This is a genomic window from Chryseobacterium lathyri, from assembly GCF_019970085.1.
Lineage (GTDB): Bacteria > Bacteroidota > Bacteroidia > Flavobacteriales > Weeksellaceae > Chryseobacterium > Chryseobacterium lathyri.
Map to the genome: position 1 here is coordinate 1 of NZ_JAHXYG010000014.1, position 735 is coordinate 735.

The 735-nt window shown below is 39.3% G+C and carries 1 pseudogene; it reads left to right on the plus strand.

Annotated features, from left to right (window positions below):
• Positions 1–735 (plus strand): annotated as a pseudogene (locus LC418_RS20835) (DUF2723 domain-containing protein); the annotation flags it as partial.

Below are 735 nucleotides of genomic sequence, written 5' to 3' on the forward strand. Positions count from 1 at the left end.
ACGGGCTTGGACTTCCTTTCCATTCAGGAACGATAGTAGCATTTATTCTGATGGTTGTAATATCTTATCTCCTGATTAAATATGCCAGAAGAGCAAAGAAAAATATATATCAGACGGCTGCACTGTCAGTGGTTTATATGATCATTGGCTTTTCCTGTTGGATGGTTATTCCTATCAGAGCTAATGCGAATCCACCGATGAACCTTAATGATCCTGATACTGCCATTGGTATGCTGGATTATTACAACAGGGAGCAATACGGTGACTGGCCGACTATCTACGGACAAAACTATACCGCTTTCCTTGATGCCAACGGAATTGAGAAAAATGAAGACGGAAGCTTCAAAACGAAGAAAACCGGAGAAATCTATGAAAAAGATGAAAAAACCGGAACTTATAGAAAAACCGGGGACCGATTCAATTATACATTCAGCCAGTCTCAGATTAGCCTGATGCCAAGAATGTTTAATGAGGATAAAGATGTAATGGCAAACTACATTTCTATGTACGGAGCTCCTGACTTTACCTTCAATTATGCCAATGAAGATGTGGCAGACAATCCTGAGGCAAAACAGATCTTTGATGAACTGAGAACGAAATATGAAGACAAATCCATTACGGCAGCTGATTACCTGAAAGTGAAACCTTACAACCTGATCAATGTTCAGAAGCCTTCACTGGCTCAGAATATGGACTATTTCATTACATTCCAGAATGGGTATTATTTTGTAAGAT